The organism is Gemmatimonas sp. (assembly GCF_021298855.1).
Classification (GTDB): domain Bacteria; phylum Gemmatimonadota; class Gemmatimonadetes; order Gemmatimonadales; family Gemmatimonadaceae; genus Gemmatimonas.
Map to the genome: position 1 here is coordinate 13907 of NZ_JAJTHI010000084.1, position 22477 is coordinate 36383.

General features: G+C 69.6%; 16 protein-coding genes. 9 read left to right on the forward strand and 7 right to left on the reverse strand.

All coding sequences use genetic code 11. The annotated features are described in order from the left end of the window. The first annotated feature begins 151 nt into the window (after positions 1-151). From LW840_RS17190 to LW840_RS17205, 4 genes are all read left to right on the forward strand, one after another. Positions 152-3397, forward strand: a complete 3246-nt coding sequence (locus LW840_RS17190; RefSeq protein WP_291277457.1) for an exodeoxyribonuclease V subunit gamma — start codon at positions 152-154, stop codon at positions 3395-3397. Then, complete coding sequence (gene recB / locus LW840_RS17195; protein WP_291277458.1) at positions 3394-7068, forward strand: exodeoxyribonuclease V subunit beta; 3675 nt, start codon at positions 3394-3396, stop codon at positions 7066-7068. The genes LW840_RS17190 and recB overlap by 4 nt, the downstream gene beginning before the upstream one ends. Continuing rightward, complete coding sequence (gene recD / locus LW840_RS17200) at positions 7065-8969, forward strand: exodeoxyribonuclease V subunit alpha (RefSeq protein WP_291277459.1); 1905 nt, start codon at positions 7065-7067, stop codon at positions 8967-8969. The genes recB and recD overlap by 4 nt, the downstream gene beginning before the upstream one ends. 174 nt (positions 8970-9143) lie before the next feature. Continuing rightward, entirely contained in the window at positions 9144-11591 is a 2448-nt protein-coding gene (locus tag LW840_RS17205) for a zinc-dependent metalloprotease (RefSeq protein WP_291260144.1), read from the forward strand. Positions 11592-11758: 167 nt separating this feature from the next. Here LW840_RS17205 and LW840_RS17210 read toward each other — a convergent pair whose 3' ends face one another. Then, positions 11759-12184, reverse strand: coding sequence for a hypothetical protein (locus tag LW840_RS17210; RefSeq protein ID WP_291267688.1), 426 nt, complete (start codon positions 12182-12184; stop codon positions 11759-11761). 54 nt (positions 12185-12238) lie between these two features. Further along, positions 12239-13384: a ketoacyl-ACP synthase III gene (locus tag LW840_RS17215; protein WP_291277460.1), complete on the reverse strand. Its 1146-nt coding sequence runs from the start codon at positions 13382-13384 to the stop codon at positions 12239-12241. A gap of 174 nt (positions 13385-13558) precedes the next feature. Here LW840_RS17215 and LW840_RS17220 point away from each other — a divergent pair, with 174 nt between their 5' ends. Further along, complete coding sequence (locus LW840_RS17220; RefSeq protein WP_291277461.1) at positions 13559-14167, forward strand: PH domain-containing protein; 609 nt, start codon at positions 13559-13561, stop codon at positions 14165-14167. 53 nt (positions 14168-14220) lie between these two features. On the opposite strand, the gene LW840_RS17225 is transcribed toward LW840_RS17220, so the two are convergent. Both LW840_RS17225 and LW840_RS17230 read right to left on the reverse strand, forming a co-directional pair. Beyond that, positions 14221-14487 (reverse strand): hypothetical protein, encoded by a 267-nt coding sequence (locus LW840_RS17225; RefSeq protein ID WP_291277462.1) that lies wholly within the window; start codon positions 14485-14487, stop codon positions 14221-14223. Between the two features lie 101 nt (positions 14488-14588). After that, complete coding sequence (locus tag LW840_RS17230) at positions 14589-15386, reverse strand: LytTR family DNA-binding domain-containing protein (RefSeq protein WP_291267686.1); 798 nt, start codon at positions 15384-15386, stop codon at positions 14589-14591. Positions 15387-15597: 211 nt separating this feature from the next. Between LW840_RS17230 and LW840_RS17235 the strand changes: the two genes are divergently transcribed. After that, a complete protein-coding gene (locus tag LW840_RS17235; RefSeq protein ID WP_291277463.1) occupies positions 15598-16926 on the forward strand; it encodes an erythromycin esterase family protein in 1329 nt (442 codons plus the stop codon). Positions 16927-16976: 50 nt separating this feature from the next. Here the strand turns inward: LW840_RS17235 and LW840_RS17240 are convergent, their stop codons facing one another. Beyond that, positions 16977-18077: a histidine kinase gene (locus LW840_RS17240; protein ID WP_291277464.1), complete on the reverse strand. Its 1101-nt coding sequence runs from the start codon at positions 18075-18077 to the stop codon at positions 16977-16979. A gap of 158 nt (positions 18078-18235) precedes the next feature. Continuing rightward, entirely contained in the window at positions 18236-19786 is a 1551-nt protein-coding gene (locus LW840_RS17245; RefSeq protein WP_291267683.1) for a serine hydrolase, read from the reverse strand. Between the two features lie 269 nt (positions 19787-20055). On the opposite strand from LW840_RS17245, the gene hisD reads away from it, so the two are divergent. The 3 genes from hisD to LW840_RS17260 are packed head-to-tail and all read left to right on the forward strand — an operon-like array spanning position 20056 to position 22273. Further along, positions 20056-21336, forward strand: a complete 1281-nt coding sequence (gene hisD, locus LW840_RS17250; RefSeq protein ID WP_291273564.1) for a histidinol dehydrogenase — start codon at positions 20056-20058, stop codon at positions 21334-21336. Positions 21337-21396: 60 nt separating this feature from the next. Continuing rightward, entirely contained in the window at positions 21397-22020 is a 624-nt protein-coding gene (locus tag LW840_RS17255; RefSeq protein ID WP_291260134.1) for a hypothetical protein, read from the forward strand. Positions 22021-22054: 34 nt separating this feature from the next. Then, the gene (locus LW840_RS17260; protein ID WP_291267681.1) at positions 22055-22273 is read left to right on the forward strand and encodes a dienelactone hydrolase family protein; all 219 of its coding nucleotides are present in this window, start codon (positions 22055-22057) and stop codon (positions 22271-22273) included. Positions 22274-22339: 66 nt separating this feature from the next. Here LW840_RS17260 and LW840_RS17645 read toward each other — a convergent pair. After that, positions 22340-22477: VOC family protein (locus LW840_RS17645; RefSeq protein ID WP_345780913.1), on the reverse strand; the 138-nt coding region annotated here is incomplete at its 5' end.

Genomic DNA, 22477 nt, shown 5'->3' on the forward strand with positions numbered 1-22477 from the left:
GCACCGCGGTCGCCCCCGTGTTGTTCTTCCGCATCCCTGCCCAACTGCCGTCTGTAGTTCCTGCCGTCTGCCGTCTGCTTGTGGCCCCCCCCACCCCGCGATCCATCCCCGCCGCATAGTCTCTGTCAGCCCCCCTCGCCAGATTCCGGGCATGACCTTGATGTCCGTAATCACGGGGGATGCACCGGCGGTGCTCTTCGCCCGAATGGCGCAGGATCTCGCCGCCGCGCCACTCGCGCCGCTCGACGAGGAATGCATCGTGGTGCAGTCACTCGGCATGGACCGGTGGCTGCGCCAGCAGTTCGCCCGCACGTACGGCTGTGCCGCGTCGCTGGCCATGCCCTTTCCCGCGGCCTTCTGCCGGCGGCTGGCCTCCACGCTGCAGCGCGACCGGCGCTTTGCCACCGGCGACGGGGTCAGCATCGACACGCGCTTCGAGGAGCAGGCACTCACCTGGCGGGTGTTCACGCGGCTTGCCGACCGCGCCTTTCTCGCGCAGCCGGTGAACGCCCCGCTGCGCAGCTTCCTCGAGGGTGCCACCGACGCCAAGCGCTTCGGACTCGCCCAGCGCATCACCGCCTGCTTCGACGAGTATCGACTCTATCGGCCCGAGCGGGTGATCACGTGGGAAGCGCAGGGCGCGTCCCCCGACGCTGGTGAGCACGAGCAGTGGCAGGCCGCGCTGTGGCGCACGCTGCTGGGAAACGAGCGCCCCGCGCACTTCGCCCGCTGGTTCCTGCAGACCATCGAACGGCTGGAGTCCATCGCCGATCGGCCCGTGGGCTTGCCTACGCGGGTGTCGGTGTTCGGGGTGTCCACGCTGCCGCCGCTGTTCGTGCGTCTGCTGCGCGCGCTGGCGCGCTTCGTGCCGGTGCGCTTCTACGTGCTCATGCCGCAGGCGCGCGGCTGGGAGCCCCACCGCGTCGGTCACCCGTTGTTCGAGGCGTTCGGCCACTCGTCGCGCGACTTCGTGCGCACGCTGGTGACCGAGGTGGCTCCGGTGGGAGTGGAGCACGTGGACCGTGGCCCCTGGCATGCCCCGGAAACGCCCACGCTGCTGCAGCAGCTGCAGCACGGATTGCGCTCCGGCATCGCCCCCCCGTTCGCGCCTGATTCGCACGATCGCTCCGTCACGGTGCACGTGTGTCATTCGCCACTGCGGGAGCTGGAGGTGCTGCGCGACCAGCTGCTCGACGCTTTCGCCAACGATCCCACGTTGCGCCCGCACGACGTGCTCGTCATGGCCCCCGATGTGGAGCCGTATGCGGCCCTGGCCGAGGTCATCTTCGGACAGCGCCGCGGCGCTGACGCCGACGAACGCCCCGCCATTCCGTACCGCATTGCCGATCGCACGCTGGCCCGCGAGAGCGCACCGGCCACGGCGCTGGCCGGCATGCTGCAGCTGGTCACGTCGCGACTGGCCGCGAGCGAGGTGCTGGCGTTGCTGTCGCAGCCGCTGGTGCGGGAGGCCGCCGGCGTGGCCCCCGCCCAAATGGACCAGATCACCCGGTGGGTGGAAGATGCCGCCATTCGCTGGGGGCACGACGGCCCCACGCGTGCCGCCTGGCACGGTGTACCTCCGTTCGGCGAGAACAGTTGGCGCACGGGGCTCGATCGTTTGCTGGCTGGCTACGCTACCGGCCAGGTGGAGGCCCTCGTGGGCGACGTGGCGCCGCTGGCGGGCGACGTGGCCGGTGACGTGGAGCTGCTCGGCCACTTCGTGACCTGGGTGGAGCAATTGGCCGCATGGGTCGACGTGCTGCGTGGCGAACGACGGCTCGCCGACTGGCCGCCGCTGCTGCAGCAGGGGCTGGACTGGCTGGTGGCACCCACCAACGCCGACGATCGGGCGGCCACCGATCGGTTGCGCAGCGATCTCGCGCGCCTGGCCGCGCAGGATACTGCACAGGATGCCGCGCAACCGGTGGCGTTCGAGGTGGTGCGGGAGTGGGTCATGAATCTGTTGTCCGACGACGAGCAGGCCAGTGGCTTCCTCACCGGCGGGCTCACGCTGTGCGCCATGAAGCCCATGCGCGCCATCCCGCACCGCATCATCGCCATGCTGGGGCTCGACGACCGCGCCTTTCCCCGGCGGCAGCGGCGTCCTGCCTTCGACCTCATTGGCGCCGACCCGCAGCGTGGCGACCGGGACCCGCGCGCCGACGATCGGCAACTCGTGCTCGACACGCTGCTCAGCGCCGGTGACCGCCTCATCCTGTCGTACGTGGGGCGCTCGCAGGAGAACAACGCCGAGATCGCGCCATCGGTGGTACTGTCGGAGCTGCTCGATGGCATCGATCGGCTGGCGCCCGGCGGTGCGCTCCCCTCACGGCAACTGCGCGTGGAGCACCGCCTGCAACCGTTCAGCCCGGTGTACTTCGCGCAACACGCCGACCGGGATGCGCGCCTGTTCAGCTTCGATACCGCTCTCGCGCGCAGTCTCACCGCCGGGGATCGCATGGACGCCCCGCCGTTCTTGCCCACACTCCCGCCGGTCCCGGTGCTGGTGCGTGATGCGCACACCGCGGTCCATGCCCCGCCGCTGGAGCTCACGGTGAACGAGCTGGTGGACGCGTGGCTCGATCCGGCGCGCGTGTACTGCCGGCGCGTCCTGCAGGTCACGGTGGCCGGCGACGACCCGCTCATCGAAGACGTGGAGCCCATGACGGTGGACGCGCGGCGTCGCACCATCGAACAGCAGCGCATGCTGGACCGCACGCTGCAGGGGCGCAGCGAACCGGTGCGGGAACGGGTGCTGGCCGCCGCGAGCGGACACCTGCCGGCCGCCGCGCTGGGCACGCACTGGCATTACCGCCTGCGCGACGAGCTCTCCCCGCTGCTGGCGCGCGTGGGCGGCGCCATGTTTCTCGACCCCCTGCCGGTGGAGGTTCGCGGTGCCGACTGGACGGTGCGCGGTCACCTCGACCTGCAGCGCGAGGGCGAGCAGTGGCGCGTGCGCGCGGGCAAGCTCACGTCCCGTGACAAGGCGCGGGCCTGGGTCCTGCACCTGGTGCGTTGTGCCGCCGCCTCGCCGGTGCCAACGGTGGTCATTGCGCGCGACAAGGAACTCGTGCTGCCGCCACTCAACGACGCTCTCGCGCAGCTCGACATGCTCGTACAGGGCGTGCGCGCGCTGCACACGGCGCCGCTGCCGTACTTCCTGGAAGCGGCGTGTGTGTACCGCAGCAAGGCGCGCCGCGGCGATACCGGCGCCTTGGTCGCGGCACAACAGGAATACCGGCGCGAGCCCGGCTTCGGGCGCGGTGGTGGCGACGGCTGCGACCCCTACGTGCAACTGCTCTGGCGCGGCCGTGACCCCGTCGTGGAATGCGCCGAGGCGTTCGTGGCCTGTGCCAATGCCTTCTGGGAGCGGTTCGACGAGGTGACGGGCGCATGAGCACCACACATGTCGTCAACGCAAGCGTGCCGCCGGCTCGCGAGCAGTTTCAGGTGCATCGCAGTCATGTGCCACAGGGCACCGCCCTGGTGGAGGCCAGCGCCGGTACCGGCAAGACTTTCAACATTGCCATGAGTGTGGTGCGGCTGCTGCTTGAGCGTGATGCCCGGGGTGAGCCGCTGGTGCGCGGCGTGGGGAGCATTCTGGTGGTCACCTTCACCAAGGCCGCCACCGACGAGCTCATTTCGCGCATCCGCACGGTGCTGCGCGAGGCGCACGAGCTGTTCCACGGTCGCCCCACGTCGGCCTCCCACGCCACCGAGCAGCTGTTGATCAAGTTGGCCGACGGTCGCGAACCCGACTGGGTACGGGCGCGGCTCACCGAGGCGCTCGCCCAGGTGGACACGCTGGCCGTGTACACCATTCACAGCTTCTGCAAGCGCGTGCTCGACGAGTTCGCCCTCGAGAGTGGCTCGGCATTCGGTGCCACCCTGCTGGACGATGACAGCGACCTGCTGCAAAGCGCTCTGCACGACTGGTGGCGCCGCCGCTTCTACGTGGACGAAACGCTCGCGTCATTCGCGGTCGCGACGTCGTGGTCACCCGACAGCTTCGTGCAGGCCTACCGTCTGTGGCGCCGCTTCCCGCAGGTGCGTCTCGATCCCGACCTGGGGTACGAGGTTGGGCGTGCGCAGCTGGACGAGGCCATTCGGCAGTTCGCAGCCGTGTGGGACGAAGACGCCTTCTGTACGGTGGTGTCGGACATGACGTGGAACGGCGACGCACCGTGCGGCCCCGCCGGACTGGCCACGCTGCTGCGACAGGCGGCCCAGGCCGTTGAGGGGGACGTTGGTGCCGCTCGGGCGCTGGCCGATGCCCTCAACACGGGTGCGGTGCACAAGGCCGCCACCAAGAAATCGAACAAGCAGAAGGCGCAGCTGGCCGAATTGCTGGCGCACCCGGTGATCGTCGCCGCCACCACGGTGAGCCTCGCCATTACGGCGCTGGAGCAGGCGCTGCGCGTGGATTGCCTCTTGGCGGTGCGCGCGGCCACCGAGGCCGAGAAGCGCCGCCGCAACGTGCTGGCCTTCGACGACCTGCTGGAAGCGCTGCACACCGTGCTCGCCGCGCAGGGATCGCAGGGGCTGCTCGCGCGTGCCATTCGCGCGCAGTTCCAGGCCGCCCTCATCGACGAGTTCCAGGATACCGATCGCTTCCAGTTCGACATCTTCGCCACCGCGTTCGCGGGGTGTCCGCTCTTCCTCATCGGTGATCCCAAGCAGGCCATCTACGCCTTCCGCGGCGCCGACGTGCACGCGTACCTGGCGGCGGTGCGTACCGCCGATCCGCAGTACACGCTCGCCACCAACTACCGCAGCACCGATGCCATGGTGCAGGCGGTGAACGCGGTGTTCTCGCAGCGCGGACACGCCTTCGTGGACGAGGCCATTCGCTTCGAACCCGCCGTCGCCGCCTCCAACGAAGCCCCGCGCGCCATACTCGAGGGGGCGCAGGCGCTGCATTGGCTGTTCGTGCCCCCCGACGACAGCACCGGCAAGGTCACGGGCGTGGGCACGGCCCGCACGCTGCTCTTCGGGGCCTGCGTACGGCATATCGCCACGCAGTTGAACGCCGGCTGGCGTCCGGGCCGCATTGCCGTGCTGGTGCGAGACCGCGCCGAGGGGGTGGCCGTGGCCGACCTGCTGCGCCGTCACCGCATTCCGGCCGTGGTCTCGGGGCTGGGCAACGTGATGGACTCCGAGGAGATGCTGGAGCTGCAGCTGGTGCTCGAGGCCGTGGCCAACCCGCGTCACGAGGGGCGCGTGCGCGCGGCGCTGGCCACGCATCTCTGGGGCAGCGATGCCGACGCGGTGCTGCGCCTTTCGCACCCTGGCAGCGAGCCCCTGTGGGACGCCCTGCAGTCGCAGCTCACCCAACTGCGGGAGCAGTGGCTGTCGCACGGGTTCCTGCAGCTCGTGCAGGCGCTGGTGGCCACCCGTGCCGTGTACGAACGCTTCCTGTCATTTCACGACGGCGAGCGTCGCCTGACCAACCTGCGGCATCTCATCGAGCTCGTGCACGCGGCCGAGTCGTCAGCCGGACTGAACATGGAAGGGGTGCTGCACTGGATCGCCTCGCGGCGATTGGTGAACACCGGGACCGACGAGGTAAGCGAGCTGCGGCTCGAGACCGACGCCGAGGCGGTGCAGGTGCTCACCATTCACAAGAGCAAGGGGCTGCAGTTCGACCTGGTGTACTGTCCCACGCTGTTCAGTGCGCGCCCCGTAAACGACGGCGGGCCGCTGCTGGTGCACGAGGGCGACTCCGTGGTGTTCGACCACACGGAACCCATCGCCCCCGAACGGGTGCGGCAGGCCGAGGCCGAGCGCCTGGCCGAGGATTGCCGGTTGGCGTACGTCGCGCTCACGCGCGCGCGGCATCGCACCTATGCCGGCTGGGGCGCCATTGGCACCAGCACCGGCAAGGTGCGGGGAGCGTGGAATTCCGCCATGGCCTATCTGCTGTGTGACGACCCGGCGGTTGATGCGCTCCCGGCCGCCGAGCGGCCGGAGGCGGTGGCGCAGCTGTTCCGCAACGATGTCACGCGCTATGAACAGGCGCTCACGGCGCTGGTGGACCGTCACCCGCAGATCATGACGCTCGAGCGCGTGGACGCCCTGGCCGGCACACCCACCGTGCAGAGCCTGGTGGCCACAAACCCCGGCTTCGCCGCGCGGGCATTGCCAGCCAACGTGCCGCTGCGGGAGCGCTTCGACACCTACACGGTGAGCAGCTTCACGCACCTCGCCGCCGGCAGTCACGCGGTGGCGGCCGAGGTGGTACGTGACGTGGACGATGTGCGGGAAGCCGTGGGCAGCCTGGAAGCGCTCCCTCCCAGCGACTTCCGCACCTTCCCCGCCGGACGGCGCGCCGGTACCGCGCTGCACGGATTGTTCGAGCACACCCGCTTCGACGACAGCGACGAGGTGCTGCACACGCGCGTGGCTCAGCACCTCGTGCGCGAGGGGCTCGCCGCCGACGCGCTCGACCCGCAGGTGCAGGCCACGGCCACCATGATGCGCGCGGTGTTCGACACCCCGCTCGCCCCCTGGTCGCTGCGGCTGGCGCAGCTGTCGCCGCACGCGGCGCGCCACGAGTGGCAGTTCCTGCTCCCCTTCGCCAGCGCCGGGCACGCGTACACGCGGCAGGCCATCGCCCGCTGCTTCGAACAGCATGGTGGCGCGGCCGGCGAGCGCTACGCGCAGCAGCTGCGTCGTCTGGGCAGTGGTCGCGTGCACGGCTATCTCACCGGCTTCGTGGATCTCGTGTTCGAACATGAGGGGCGGTGGTACGTGGTGGACTGGAAATCCAACCAGCTGGGCGCCGACCTGGCGGCGTACGAACCCGCGGCGCTGCAGCGCACCATGGAGTCGCATCACTACGTGCTGCAGTACCACCTCTACCTGGTGGCGTTGCACCGGCAGCTCGCGGTTCGGGTGCCCGGCTACGACTACGACACCCACATGGGCGGCGCGGCCTACGCCTTTCTGCGCGGCTTTGCCACCGGCGCGTCGGCCGACGGGCGCGGCTGGTTCACCGACCGGCCGTCACGCGCGCTCATCGAGGCGCTGAGCGCCGTGATGGACAGCACCAACTCGGCGGCCTCATGACCACAACGCCACCCGCTGCCGTCGCGCCCATTCACACGGCATTCGCGCGGTTCGTGTCGCGCACGGCGGCCTCACCCCAGAATGGGCTGGTGTACCACAGCGCCCTGCTGGCCAGCGCCGAGCGTGCGGAGGGGAACAGTTGTGTGGACCTCTCGGTGCATGCCACGCGCCCCGCGCTGCCCGGTGACGACGGGGAATTCGTGTTTCCGCCGTTGCCCGAGTGGCAGACGCGCCTGCTGGCCAGTGGCGTCTGCGCCGCGCCGGACCAGCCCGCGCATGGGTACGCGGTCACCCCGCTGGTACTCGATGGCCCGCGGCTGTACCTGCGGCGCTACTTCGACGCGGAACGGCGGCTGGCTGCGGCCATTCAGGCGCGGGTGAGTACCCCGCCACCGGCGCATCTCGCGGCGTCGGCGCCGCTGTTCCGTACGCTCTTCCCGCAGGCGTCGGCGGGGCTTGACTGGCAGGCGGTCGCTGCCGTGGCGGCGCTGCGCTCGTTGCTGGTGTTCGTGACCGGTGGCCCCGGTACGGGCAAGACCACGGTGGCGGCGCGATTGCTGGCGCTGCTGCTGGATCGTGATCCCACGCTCGACGTGGCCGTGGCCGCGCCCACGGGACGGGCCGCAGCGCGCCTCACCGAGGCCATTGGCGCGGCCGTGCAGCGAGAGCGGCTGTCGTCATTGGTCGAGGGGCAGCTGCCCACCACCGGCAACACGCTGCACCGGCTGCTGGGCTACCGGCCGTGGGACGAGCGCTTCGTGCACCACGCGGGCAATCCCATGCCGCACGACGTGGTCATCGTGGACGAGGCGAGCATGGTGGACGTGCTCATGATGGACGCGCTCTTCGCCGCGCTCAGGCCGTCGGCGCGGCTCATCGTGTTGGGCGATCCCGATCAGCTGGCCAGCGTGGATACCGGCTATGTGCTGGGCGACGTGGCGCGCGCCGCGCACGAGGCGGGCGGTGCCCATCCCGACCGGCACGGGCCGTCGCTGGCGGCCGATTACGCCATGCTCTCCGGTGGCGACGCCGCGTGGTTCGAGGGCAATGCCCACGCGGGGGCGCTGCGCGACGCGGTGGTCCGGCTGCGGGTGTCGTATCGTTTCGGCGCGCGCCCCGGCATTGGCCGGTTGGCTTCGGCCACGCAGGAAGGGCAGGCCGACGACGTGCTGGCCGTGCTCGCCAACGCGGCGCACGCCGACGTGGCGCTCGACCCGTGGCCCGCGCCGGCGGGCACTGCCCAGGGGGGCACCGTACCGCGTGCCAGTGCACCAACCGTACACATGGCGCAGCTGTTGCTGCACCCGCTGCTGCCGCACGTGGAGGCCTATCTCGCCGCGCACGACCCTGCGCGGGCGCTGGCGGCGCTGGCCCGCTTCCGGCTGCTCTGCGCGCTGCGCGAAGGGGACACCGGGGTGTCTGGTCTCAACTCGCTGGTGGAGCAGTGGCTCGAGGCGCGTGGGCTCGTCACCGGCGGCTGGTACGATCACCGCCCCGTACTCATCACCGCCAACGATGCCGGCCTGCGGCTCTTCAACGGTGACGTGGGGGTCACGCTGTCGGTGAACGGCGTGCCCATGGTGCACTTCCCGCAGCCCGATGGCACCGTGCGGTCACTGCCCCCCTCACGGTTGCCCGCACACGAAACCGCCTGGGCCATGACGGTGCACAAGTCGCAGGGGTCCGAGTTCGATCACGTGCGGCTGGTACTGCCGGTGACGGACAACCGGCTCGTCACTCGCGAGCTGCTGTACACCGGCATCACGCGCGCCAAGGAGTCGGTCAGCATCGTGGGCTCGGCCGATCTCGTGCGGCTGGCTGTGCAGCGGAGCGTGGTGCGCGCGTCGGGACTCACGGCACGGTTGGCCACGGGCCACGACCAACCCGGTGATGCCCGCTGACCGCCGCCCCCTCGTGGCCGGCGGTTGGCGTTCCCGCCCTCGCCCGGCGCCCGAACGCCTGGTCGCGACACCTCCCGCGAAGGGCTAGCTTCGCTGCTGCCCACGGCGGACGATCCGACGAATGGCTCCGTGACGTCCGGTTCACCTCACCCGACCCCGCCTTCCCCCGCCCGCATGCCCAACGCCCCATTCCTCCGGCCGTTCCGTCGCGTCGCGACCGTTGCCGCAGCCCTGCAGGCCCTGTCGCCGTATGCCTTGCAGGCACAGGGTGACGCCCCGTTCCTGCGCGTCCGTGTGGACGACGCCCGCAATCGCGCCCTGCTGGAGATCCCCGCAGGCCAGCTCAACAAGGACGTCCTGCACACGGTCACGCTCGCCACCGGCCTCGGCAACGGCGCGCTCGATCGCGGCCAGACAGGGCCCAGCGGCATCGTGCGCCTCGAGCGCCGCGGCAATCGTGTGCTCATGGTGCGCGACAACTGGACGGTGCGCGCCCCCAACGGCGACGCCGCCAACCAGCGAGCCGCCACCGAAGCGTTCCCCCGTTCGATCGTGGCGTCCATGCCCATCGAGCGCGACACCGCCGGGATGCTGCTGGTGGACGCGACGTCGGTGTTTCTGGCCGATGCCTACGGGGTGGCCGACGGGCTGCGCGCCGGTGGCAGCGCCGGGGGCACGGCGGCTTCGGCGCCCGGCGTGGGGAGCTATCGGCTGGATGTGGCCCGCAGCTACATCGATCCGGAGCGTACGCGCGCCTTCCCACGCAACGCCGAAGTGCACGCGGTGCTCACCTTCGTTACCGATCAGGCGGCACGCGGACGTGGCGGCTTGGCCCCCGATGCGCGCGCGATGACCTTCGAGCAGCATCACTCGCTCATCGTACTCCCCGATACCGCCGGCTACCGCCCGCGGCAGTACGACCCGCGTTTCGGCTACGGCGGCACCTCGTTCTTCGACCTCTCCAAGGGGTTCGATGGCGACTACCGCGGCGGCTTCATCAACCGGTGGCGTCTCGTGCCCAAGGACCCGGCGGCCTATGCCCGCGGCGAACTGGTGGAGCCGGTCACCCCCATCACGTACTACCTCGATCCCGGTATCCCCGCGCCGTACCGCGAAGCCTTCCGCGAGGGGGGCAACTGGTGGGCCAAGGTGTACGAGGCGGCGGGCTTCAAGAACGCCTTCCGCGTGCTCGACCTGCCGGCCGGCGCCGACCCCATGGACGCGCGCTACAACATGCTCATGTGGGTGCACCGATCGGGGCCCGGCCCCAGCGTGGGGCCCAGCTACAGCGATCCGCGCACCGGCGAGATCGTGCGCGCGGTGGTGCGCATGGACGCCTGGCGTTCGCTCATCGACTACAACATCTGGGCGGGCACGGTGCCGGCGTCGGGGAGCACCGGCCCCAACGTGGACGCGGAAGCCTTCGCCATGGCCCGTCGTCGTCAGCACGCCGCGCACGAGATTGGCCACACGCTGGGGCTGCAGCACAACTACATCGCCTCGGCGCAGAACCGCTCGAGCGTGATGGACTATCCGTTCCCGCTCATCACCATCGACGCGTCCGGCCGTCCCGACCTGCGCAACGCGTACCGTACGGGTCCCGGCGCCTGGGACACGCTGGCCATTCGCCTGGGGTACCGCTGGTTCCCCTCGGCCAGCGCCGAGCAGAGCGGGTTGGCGGCCATCATGGCCGATGGCATTGCCAAGAACGTGCGCTACATCAACGACACGTACGCGAACGCCAACGGTTCGATCCCGCTGGTCACGCGCTGGGAGGAAGGCGCCACGCCGTTCGAGGCGGTGCAGCGCTCGGCCAGCGTGCGTCGCGTGCTCATGGACAACTTCGACGAGCGCGCGATCAAGCCTGGCGAGCCCATGGCGCTGCTCAACATGCGGTTCGCGCACGTGTACCTGCACCACCGCTACTCGCTCGAGGCGCTGTCGAAGTACATCGGCGGCATGGACTTCACCTTCGCGCTGCGCGGCGATGGGCAGACGCCCACCAGCATCGTGCCGGCGGCCGAGCAGCGCAAGGCGCTGGGGCTGCTGCTGGACGCGATCGCGCCGAAGGAGCTGACGGTGCCGGAGAAGGTGCAGCGGCTCATTCCGCCACCGCCGCCGGGCTTCAACACCGATCAGACGTGGATCGAGGGGAGTGGTCAGACGATGCTCGACGCCATCACCCTGGGCGGCGGGCTGGCCACCGAGGTGATCGGCTACATCCTCGATCGCGAGCGCGCGGCGCGGCTGGTGCACACGGCGGCGAGTGATGCCAAGGCGCTCACCCTGCCTGAGGTCACCGACGCCGTGGTGCGGCGCACGTGGGGCGCCCCGCTGCCGGCGTCGTCGGCCGAACGCGCCATGCTGCGGGCGTCACAGCGCGCGGCGCTGGACATCCTGCTCGATCTGGCCGGCGACGGGCGCGCGCTCCCCGACGTGCGGGCGGCGGCGATGCATGAATTGCGCAAGCTGGAGACGCGGCTCGCGCGCGTCATCACGACCGACGACATGCAGCGCGCGCACGTGGATGCCGCACGCGTCGATCTCGACCGCTTCTTCGATGGCGACGACCAGCCCACCCGTCGTCCGCGCTTCCCGGTGATCGTGCTGCCGTGGCCGTGAGACACGAGTAGAGCGCATCAAGGGAACCGCTCGTCGGAGTGCTCGGAGGAACGGAGGCACGGGGAACACCGTCATGCATTTCTCCGCGCCCCCGTGGCTCCGCGACCTCCGACAAGCCGTTCAACCAAACTCATGCCGGCACCGAAGCCAGCCGTATCGCTACGAACTCACCGCGACTCTCGCGCCAGTCGCAGCAGCGCCCACAGCACCCAGGCACCGCTCACGATGTGCATGATCTCCGTGGCCACGATGGTCGTGAGCGTGAACAGCTCGGCCCCTTCCATGTAGGGCTCGTAGGCGGCAATGACGGGGCCGAGTCCGTAGAGGCCGATGGCAATGGCGGTGATGACCGCGAACCAGCGCACGGCGTGCTGGGTGAAGCGGCCCAGGAGCCAGTACACGATGCCGGCCAGGAGCGCGCCGATGACGCTGGCGATGATGGTTTCGGCAAGGCCGATGGTCATGCGGCCGTAGCGCACGGCGGCATAGTACACCCCTACATTGCACGCCGTGCTCCCCACCGCCGCCACGAGGGTGGCGACGGGGATGCGGCGGAGAACGACCCGATCATCGGGATTGACGGCGTAACGCATGGCGCCAACCTAACGGCGCCGGGACGCGCACCGTTCCGGGCCCGCCGGCAGGGGTCAGGCGGAGGTGCTGCTCCCCAGCTGCGTTTCGATGAAGCGGGTGTTGGTCAGGGCGTCGTGGGAGCGGCCGTTGGGGTCCTGCCGGGCGCGGATGGCGTTGACCATCTCGAGCGCTGTGTGGGCCGCGGGCGGGTGCTGCGCATCGCTCTCTCCCAGCGGGGTCACGCGGTTGCCCCAGCGCACCAGCAGCGCGCCGAAGGTCAGGCCGCCGCCGAAGCCCGGCATGAGAATGAGACTGCCCGGCTTCACCCGCCCCTCCTTGAGGGCGTCCACGAGGCTCACTGGTACCGTGGCGGCGCTCATGTTGCCGTAGCGCTGCACGGTGAGCATGACCCGCTCCATGGGCACGCCGGCGTACTTGGCCACCGCCTCGATGATGCGCAGGTTGGCCTGATGCGGCACCACCAGGTCGATGTCGTCGGCGGTGACCCCGGCGGCCTGCATGACGCGCCCGCAGGCGTCGCTCATGCCATGCACCGCCCGCTTGAAAATGGCCTGTCCGTCGAAGTCCCAGAGCGTATCGCCGTAGTGCAGATCGCCGTTCACGTACGAGCACCCCATGCCACGCACGCGCAGCGTCTGCCGCGCCTCGGCGTCGCACCCCAGGACGGTGCCGATCACGCCCCCCGGCGTGTCGCTGGCCTGCAGCACCACCGCTGCCGCGCCGTCGCCGAAGAGCACGGCCACGTTGCGGTTGCTCCAGTCCATGAAGGGGCTGATGAACTCCACGCCAATGACGAGGGCGTTCTGCACCATGCCGCTCTGGATCATGGCCGTGGCACTGGAGAGCCCGTACAGGAAGCTCGTGCAGGCGGTGTTCACGTCCATGGCGGCGGCGCGGGCGGCGCCCAGGGCCACCTGGACGCCGGAGGCGCAATTGGGGACCTGCTCATCGGGGGAGCAGCTGCCGTACACGATGAGCTCGAGCGCCCCGGCGTCGAGCCCCGCGCAGGCCAGCGCCCGCCGGCTGGCGAGGGTGGCCATCTCGATGGCGGACACATGGGAAATGCGCCGCTCCTTCATGCCGGTGCGCTGCGTGATCCACTCGTCGGAGGTCTCGAGAAAGGTCGAGAGGTCGTCGTTGGTGAGCACCGCGGGGGGCAGGCCTTCGCCCCAGCCGGTGATGGCAGCGTATCGGGTCACGGGAAGTTGCCGGAGGGTGAGCGGTGCCCCGCAGGAGGGAGATGGGGCCGGGGGAACGCTATGGATGGGACGCGCATGTGACAAGCGGGGCCCCCGGTCCGCTGCCGAACCGGGTGAGCCGTACGTAACGTACGACGTTCGCGGGTCCGTCCAATTTCACCCTGGGGAGACTGCATGTTCAAGAAATTCGCCGCCGAAGCGCTGGGGCTGAGCGATATCGGCATCATCGTGTCAGCGAAGGACTACGACAAGGTCGATGCCGACGATTACCTGTTCCACGAGGACCAGGAGCGCATCTTCTTCCTCATCAAGAGCAAGAAGGACGAGTACTGCTTCACGAACTTCGCGCTCATCCACGTGGACGGCGAGTCGGCGATTTCCAGCAAGCGGGTGATCAAGCGGTACGACTACGCGCAGTACCCCATTGCGAATGTCACCATCGAGACCGCCGGCACGATCGACCTCGACATCGAGCTCAAGTTCACGATCGGCGACCACGTGTTCAGCATCGACGTCCGCAAGGACCACATCGAGCAGCTGAAGGACATCTACAAGGCGCTGCACACCATCGGCAAGCTGCAGCGGCACGACGAGCAGGGGCGGTCGAACGCCATGTCGGCGGCGTCGGTGCTGGGCAGCATGCTCAAGCTCAACTCGGCGTCGGACCCCGCCGCCGTATCGGCGCACTACCGCTCACTGCTGGATGAGCTCAACGAGTCCGTGCTGCAGCGTCACCTGCGCAAGGATTTCAGCTCGGTGTTCGAGAAGTACATTCACGCCTAAGCGCGACTCGAAACCCGAAACCCGAAACTCCTGCGGCTGGCGCGGCGCCCGCCCTACCGCAAGAACCGCCGCGCCACCTGCTCCAATCGGTCATCGCCGGCCAGTTCGGCCTCGTGCAGGATGACCTCGACGTACGGCTTGAGGCCGGGCTCGCCCCAGTAGTACCCGGTGGCGCGCTCGGCCAATTCCGTTTCCCCCACGCGGGCGGCTTCGAGCAGGGCACGGGCAGCCACGCGGTCGTAGTCGGGATCGGCCTTGTCGGGGAGCCCGTAGTTGCGGCGCGGCTTTTCGCCTTCGGCGTCGTCGCGCAGGAATGCCATGGACATGCTGCCTCCCGGCGGGTGGTGGAACCGCGAAAGGTAGCGACCTCCGGGGCCCGGTGCAGCCGCGCCGGAGGCGTGTGCGCCGCTCGTGTGCTTCGTCACAAGCGCAACTGCTCGGCCATCGCGCGACTCTGGCGCCTGGATACCACCACCTCGTGCCCACCGTCCAGACGCAACAGCAGGCGACCGGCGAACCACGAACGCACCTCGCGAATCCAGTGCACACCGACGATCTGTGTCCGATTCGCGCGGAGGAACGCCCGCGCTGGCAAGCGCGCCTCGACCAGTCGCAGCGAACGGGGGCTCACGGCGCTCCCGCGTCCGAAATGCACGCGCGTGGACTCCCCGTGTACCTCGAGGAGCCGCATCTCGCCGAGTGTCACGAACCATCCGGCCTCACCGTCGCTCAGGAAGACCCGATCGTGCAGTGCCAGGGGGTGCCGCGACGCGGTTTCACCGCCCTCGTCGTGCGACGCGGCCTCCATGGCCGGCGTCGCCTCGGTTGCTCCCCGCGCCTGGGCGGTGGCCTCGAGGGAAGGCAGCACCCGGGCCATCGTGGTGGCCAACCGCGTCGCCGTGACCGGCTTGAGCAGATAGTCCAACGCGTTCAACTCGAGCGCCCGGAACACATACGATTGATGCGCCGTCACGAACACCACATGCGGGGCCGTGTCCAGCGTGCTCAACCACTGCACCCCGTTGCCATCCGGCAACGTGATGTCGAGCAACACCAGATCAGGTTCCAGTTCGAGAATTGCCGCTTTGGCCGACGCGATGGTGGAGACCTCGCCCACCACCTCCAATCGGTCGGCAAAGTCCGACAACAGGCGCCTCAGCTCCTGGCGCGCGAGCGGTTCGTCGTCCACCAGAAGAACACGGAACAACGGGCGAATCACGATCTTCGTTCTCGGCTATTGGGTCCTGGCGGGTTGCTCACTGGGCCGGTACGATGCCGCGTGGTCCGCGGTTTCGCATGACCGCTCGACGGTCTCACGAACCGTTCGGAGGCAGCGAGGCACCATTCGAACGGCCGCAAGTTGCCGATCGCCCGAGGGGGCACGACCCTGTCGGCTGTCCACGATCGTCACTCCCCTCGCGCACAGATCCATGAAGAACGTATACGCGGCGCGCGCGCTGCGCCTGCCGACGCTGGCCACCATCATGCTCGTGGTGGCATGTCAGTCGAACACGGAGCCCGCCGCCACACCGGAAGTGGTCGCCGAGATCCGCGCGCAGGCCACGTCGCTCGGTGACAGCGGCCTGCTGGCATCGGCGGTTCGACAGCGTGTGCTGCAAAGCACGAGTAGTGCCACAGTAGTGACACTCGGGGAAGCGACCCACGGCACCCGTGAGTTCTTCGTTTACAAGAATCAGGCCATTCAACTGCTGATCCAGAACGGGACGCGGATCGTCGCGTTCGAGGCCCCGTGGGCCGCCACGCGCTCGGTGAACGCATATGTGCAGGGCGATCCCGTGCCGGAAACGGCCGCGATGACGGCCTTGCAGTACAACGTGTGGCGGACCGAGGAGGTGCGGGACCTGCTGCGCATGCTCCGCGCGGCGAACGCCACCCGCTCCGCCAGCGAGCGGGTGCAGTTCGTGGGGGTGGACCCGCAGGACTACGGGTTCACCACGGGCGATGGGACGATGGCGCAGCTGGATACCCTCCTGCGCCGGACGGATCCGCTCCTGGCCAACCAGGTGAAGCAGAACTACGCGACGGCGGGCGCGATTGCCGATACGGCGACGCGCGCCGGCCGCTTCACGTCGGCGCAGGTCACACGATTCACCACCGTGCTGCGCCAGGCCTCGACGGCGGTTGCGGCCGCTGCGCCGCAGCTGGCCGCGTCACTGGGCCCGAGCGACGCCGCGTGGGCCGTACGCAGCGCGGAGGTCCTGCGGCTGTTTGGCGACCAGGCTGTGAAGTCGGGCGCCGGCGACGAGGATGGGGCCTTCACCCTGCGCGACAGCGTCATGGCGGACAATCTGCTGTGGTGGGCCCAACGATCCGGCACCACCCGGCGCGCGGTCCTGTGGGGGCACAACGGACACACCGGGGTCGTCGACACGGATGGGGTCCGATCGACCGGGTGGTTCCTTCGCCGTACGCTGGGCAACGCGCTGGTGTCGGTCGGTTTCTCGTTCGGGGGGGGGCAGTACAATGCCAACGTCCCCAACGATCCACAGACGGCGCCACCCGCCCCGTCGTCCACCGTCGATGGCGCGTTGGCTGCAGCCCTCACCACACCAGCCTGGTTCGACCTGCGCACGGTGACCGGTGCACTGGCCACGTGGTTCACGCAAGCCAAGGGCACGCGCTGGCTGGGCGCCGGCGGAGACAGCAGCCCGAACGTGTATCTGCCGCTGACCATGCGTCCCACGTTCGATGCCCTGATCTTCGTCCCCACCATCACGGCCAGTCGCAAGCTGCCCTGAGCCGGCCGCTGCCCGCCGGCCGCCGCCGGCCCGCGGGCAATCTGCCAGCGTCACCCGGACAATTCGTCAGCGCTCAGCGGGAAGCGGATGTGCGTGGCGAATTCCGTCGGTGCGGTGCGACGCGGTTCGAGGGTGGCTTCCTCGCCATACAGGAGCCGCAACCGCTCGATCGAGTTGCGAAGCCCGGACGATTCCCTGCGCGGCGCTGCGGTGTGCTCGTCGCCCACGGGGTTCCGGATGGTGAGCTCCACGAAATGGCCCGCCCGTTGGGCCTGCACGACAATGGTTCCCCCCAATGGCGACGTGCCGATCCCATGGTGTACGGCATTTTCGCAGAGCGTCTGCAGCATCAGCGGGGGAACCATGGCCTGCGCCACCGCGGGGTCCAGTTCGACACGGATCTGCATGCGGTCGTGGAATCGCTCCTGCTCGATTTCCAGGTAGCTCCGTGCGATCGCCACCTCGTCCTGCAGCGGCACCGCGTGACGACGGCCGGTGACGGTCGCGTAGTGCAGAATCTCGGCATATCGCCCGATCATCGCGCGCGCGCGCTCAGGGTCGCTGGCAATGAGCGCCTGGACCGAGTTGAGCGCGTTGAACAGGAAATGCGGATTCATCACGGCGCGAGCCACCCGCGCCTCCGCGTCCTGCGCCAGTCGTTGGAGTTCACGCTGCTCTGCCGCGGCCTGGCCCGCGTACATCAGCGAGACGGCGCTGATGTACACCGCGAGCCACGTCACCAGTCCGAGGCACCACTGGACCAGCGAGGGGAGGAACCAGTCGAGCAGCAGCGCGCGCACGGATGGTGGGAACTCGGCGCCCCGCAGGCCGAGCTCCAGCACGCCAATGGTGACGAGGCAACACACCGCCGTCCGCGGCACGGCCCGCAGCGCCCATCGACGGACGGTTGCCACCTGCAGGATCGGCAGCCCCGCCAGCGCCAGATCGCGCCTGAGCCAGGTCGTTCCCACGGCGCCGACCACGCCGGACAGCACGTGATACACGACGTCGCCGCTGGACCGGGTGTCGAACAACACGCCGGGCAGCGCGAGGAGACCGAAGAGGGCGGTCTGTCCGTACCAGAACGCCGGGGTCGGGGCAACGGGAAGTGCGGGTCGGGACCCGACCGCAGAGGGACGCGAGGCAGGCATGTGCGGCCAAACTTGCAGGCGGTCACCATGGAGAACAACGGCGAGCGGCGGCCCGGTCGAGCGGCTGCGGCTCCCGGTGGTGTCACCACCCGGCGTGCTGACAACGCCGGCGACCGTGGCTTGCGTGGACCGCCAGTGTCATTGGCCACCGACTCCGTTCAACGCCCCCCGGCGCCACGCAGCGCCTGCAGGAGCGTTACCGTACCCTTCCGCCGCGCCGCCTCGCCCGCCGACGACCCGCGGTACTTGCCGATGCGCACGATCACCAGGTCGTGCGACGGGATCATCCAGGCGCTCTGCCCGCCGGCGCCCAGCATGGCAAACGCCTCGCGGGGCATGGGCTCGCGGCCGTCGCCGTTGATCCAGAAGAACGCGCCGCCGTATTGTGGGCGCCCGTCGGCCACCCACGCTGGCGCCAGTGTACGCACGTGCTCGCGCACGAACCCCTCCGGCAGCAGCCGCTCGCCGTTCCACACGCCATCCTGCAGGTGCAGCATCCCCAGCCGGGCCCAATCGCGCGCGGCAATCACCTCGCCGCCGTTCCCCAGCAGATTCCCCGCGGGGTCGGCCCAGATGACGACGTCGCGCATTCCCAGCTTGTCGAACAGCGTGCGCTGCGGGAAGCTGAAATAGTCTTGCCCCAGCTTTGCGGCCCCCAGCTTGACCAGGTAGCTGGCCAAAATGGGATCGGTGTTGCGGTAGCGCCCCACGGTGTTGGGGGCCCACTGCGGCGGCCGCGTGGCAGCCCACTGGTAGGCGTTGGGGCCGGTGTAGTAGTACAGGTGGTCGGGGTACCCGAGCGAGGCCTCGTAGTCGGGGTCCTGCGGCGCGCGGATGCGCAGCCCGCTGGACATGCGCAGGATGTCCTGAATACGGATGGCCTGCCGCGGATCGCCGGGCTGCTGCCACTCGGGGATGGGGGCGGGCTGGTCCAGCCGGTACACCCCCATCTGGATGAGGCGCCCCACCAGCGTGCCGGTGAGGCTCTTCCCCATGGACCAGCTCTCCAGCGGTGTGTGAATGCCGATCCCCGGTGCATACCGCTCGCCGATGATGCGCCCCTTGTGCGTGATCACCACACCCAGCGTCATCGCCTCGGCGGGGCCGAAGATCTCGTTCACGGCACGCGCCACCAGCGCCGAGTCCACGCCGGCGGGCCAGGGCGTGGTGGGGAGCACGTCGCCCATGGGCCACGGCGTGCTGGCGGCAGGGGGAAGGTTGGGGGTGACCACCTGCGGGGTGAAGCGCACCGAGTCTTCGCCGATGGAACGCGTGACGCAACCCTGGCTGCCGTACACCTTGGCGGCGCGCTCCACGCCGCCGGGCAGCGTGAGGCGGATCTCGCGGCGGGCACGGTCGACCACGGTGTCGATGACCTGACGGCGGTACTCCACCGGCCCGGAGAAGAACCCCACGTTGGCGGCGGCGTCGGCGGGGTCGAGGCCGGTCAGGAAGACCGCGGCGCACATGGTGGTGGCAAAGCCGGCAATGTGGTGCGCCAACCCGTCGCCAGGAGGCGGGGTCCACGCGCCCGGCAGTTGCAGCGAGTCGGCGCGCGCGATGAGCCGCTGGGTGGCCGCACTGCGCGCGGGGCGGGCGCCCTGGGCGTACGCGGCGTGCGGCAGCATCGGGAGGGTCATCAGGGTGACGGCGGCCACGCCGGTGGCCTGCAGCAGCCGGGTCAGGGGGGCGAGTGGGCGGTGGGGCATCGCGGGGCGGGAGGGGGCGAGGCGCGGGACCGGATTTCAACGGACGGCGAGTTCCTTCGGGATGCGTGACGCTCCGTCGAGCATACGGCGCGATGGCCGGCGTCGCCAGCACCACGTCGGGGGGTCCACATGATGGGTCTCCATGACCGGCCACCGTGGGGGGCCAGCGATTGGGATCGTGCGCGAGTGGCGCGCGGGCCCCATCGTTCTGGGGGCAGGAGGGACAGCGAACCGCGCGTCACAGATCGAGCACAGCTCGGGAGGGGTCGATGATCAGACAGGTGAAGTCCGGTCGCCCGCCGGCGGCGCAGCGGGCGGACGACGCGGCCATCCGGACCACGGTCGAGGACATGCTGTTGGAGATCGAGCGCCACGGCGACGCTGCGGTCCGGGCGTATTCCGAACAGCTCGATCAGTGGGCGCCGCCGTCCTTCCGGCTGAGCCAGACGGAGATCGACGCCTGCATTACGTCACTGCCGACCCGCACCCTCGACGACATCCGGTTCGCCCAAGCGCAGATTCGCCGTTTCGCGGAGGCGCAGCTGGGGGCGCTGCGCGACATCGAGGTGGAGACACTTCCGGGCGTCATCCTCGGCCATCGCAACATCCCGGTGCACTCGGTCGGCTGCTATGTGCCGGGCGGGAAATATCCGATGGTCGCCTCGGCACACATGAGCGTGCTTACGGCCCGGGTGGCCGGCGTCACGCGCGTAATCGCGGCGACGCCGCCCTACGAGGGAAAACCGGAGGCCGCGACCATCGCCGCGATGGCGCTGGCCGGCGCCGACGAGATCTATGTACTGGGCGGGGTCCAGGCCGTCGCCGCGATGGCGCTTGGCACGGCGCAGATGGCGCCGGTCGACATGCTGGTCGGCCCCGGCAACGCCTATGTCGCCGAGGCCAAGCGGCAGCTGTTCGGGCGCGTCGGAATTGATCTGCTCGCCGGCCCGACAGAGACGCTCGTCATCTGCGACGACAGCTGCGATCCGGAACTGGTCGCGGTCGACCTGCTCGGGCAGGCGGAACACGGCCCCACGTCGCCCGCCGTTTGCGTCACCACGTCACGACGCATCGCCGATGGCTTGCCAGAGGCGATCGACGCCGTGCTGGCGCGGCTGGACACCGCCCCGATCGCGCGCGCGGCGTGGCAGGACCACGGCGAGATCATCCTGTGCGATACCAACGAGGAGATGCTCGCGGAGAGCGAGCGGATCTGCTCCGAACACGTGCAGGTGATGACCGCGGACCCCGACTGGTTCCTGGCCCGCCTGACCAATTACGGGGCGCTGTTTCTGGGGCACCGGACCAACGTCGCGTACGGCGACAAGGTGATCGGCACCAACCATACACTGCCGACGCGCCGGGCCGGCCGGTACACCGGCGGGCTGTGGGTGGGGAAGTTCATCAAGACCCACACCTACCAGCGCATCGTGACCGACGAGGCGTCGGTCGCGATCGGGGAGTATTGCTCGCGCCTGTGCGCGATCGAACGCTTTTCGGGGCACCGCGAGCAGGCCGACATCCGGGTGCGGCGCCTCACGCGCCGGTAACGGCGAAGACCCGGTGCTTTCGCTTTGGGGTATCTCCACGCCAAACGGCGACTATCGCGCATGAACAGTCTCACCGCAATCGTGTTCGGGGTGTTGGCGGCCGTGGTCCTGCTGCTGTTGGGCTCGATCGTGGCGGCGTTCCTCGCCAACTCGCCGGATCGCTCCGCCGACGACCTCCTGGCGCCACTCAATCGGACGCGGGGCGGGACGTTTCGTCGAGTCGCGCCCGGACGCACCATGCTCGAGTACGTCGACGACACGGGGACCGTCCTCGTCGGCTACTGGAAGCAGCGCGACACGGGCGCCCTCGTGGCGAAGCCGTCCTTGTCCGTCCGATGGCGACCATCGCGAGCCTCGGAGTCGCCCGAATTCATGCTGCGCCTCGCGACAGGACCCGGCGTGAAGACGACAGTTTCCGGCTTCCAGCGAACCGCGTCTCCGCTGCGCGTTCCGGACAGGACGTTCGACCTCTTCGTCCGGCCGTTCCTGTCCGAGCGGGAGCGGGAGCAGCTTGCTGCGCGACTAGTGGTCGTGCTCTCGGACGCGAGGGACACGTCGGCGCTGGTGGCACTCGCACACCTCGAGGGACACTTCTCGGTGCAGCTGCAGGAGACCGTCGCGACGTCCGAACGGACGGAGGCGTTGCTGCAGGGAGCGCTCGCGCTGCTGGGCAAGATCGCCTGAGGCCGAGGCAGCGGCGCCGGCGGACCGCCAGGTGGTGGGCATCACCGCTCCGTACCAGATCCACCATGGCGACAACGACAATGTCGTGCCACGGGCCATGGATCCGCGCCTCGCATCGCGGCTGGCATCGCGCGGTCGTCGGCATGAACTGCACGTGTATCCCGGCGGGACGCACAACGACGTGCCCTTCAGCCGGCAGATGTACGATCGTGTCCGCAGTTGGTATCGCAGCTACGGGGTGCTGGCGCCGTAAGGGACCGGGCCCGTTCGAGGGTCATGCTCTCCCTGTGGTGTTCGCTTCCGGCATGACCGCGGTGATTCAGGACGCTCCCAGCAGGTCCCACCGGTTGCCGAACGGATCGCGAAAGACGACTACCGCGCCATAGCTCTCCCGTCGCGGCTCTCCCTCCACGACCAGACCGGCGGCGCGAATACGGGCCAATGTCTCGTCGAAGCG